Source organism: Stenotrophomonas capsici (assembly GCF_034961085.1).
Classification (GTDB): Bacteria; Pseudomonadota; Gammaproteobacteria; order Xanthomonadales; family Xanthomonadaceae; genus Stenotrophomonas; species Stenotrophomonas capsici.
This window is the reverse complement of record NZ_JAYFUH010000016.1, coordinates 1-384: the sequence shown is the minus strand read 5'-3', so window position 1 is coordinate 384 and position 384 is coordinate 1. Positions and strand designations below refer to the sequence as shown.

At 70.6% G+C, this 384-nt stretch carries 1 protein-coding gene and 1 pseudogene; both read left to right on the top strand.

The window, feature by feature from the left end; genetic code table 11:
* Positions 1-149 (top strand): annotated as a pseudogene (locus VA603_RS00230) (IMP cyclohydrolase); the annotation flags it as partial.
* A gap of 11 nt (positions 150-160) precedes the next feature.
* Positions 161-384, top strand: a 224-nt coding sequence (locus VA603_RS00225; RefSeq protein ID WP_323437600.1) for a hypothetical protein, incomplete at its 3' end; no start/stop codon positions are given.

Here is a 384-nt window from a genome sequence, read left to right as displayed (position 1 = left end):
TCCGCGACGGCCTGGATGCGGCCGCCGAAGCCGGCATCACCGCGGTGATCCAGCCGGGCGGTTCGATGCGCGATGCCGAAGTGATCGCCGCGGCCGACGAACATGGCATCGCCATGGTGTTCACCGGCGTTCGCCACTTCCGTCACTGAGTACCGCGACGATGGCGACGGGGGTGGTTCTACGATCGGTTTCCCTGGGCGCCGTGCTCCTGCTGGCCGCCTGCCAGCAGGACACGCCCGCCCCCGCCCAGGCGGAGGCGAGGGTGCCGGTGCTGCGCCACGACGACGCTGTGCTGGCACTGCTGCAGGAGCGCTACGGCGCGCCTGCACAGCTGAAGGGACCCTGGGCGCAGCAGCTGACGGATCCGGACATGGATCACGTCCG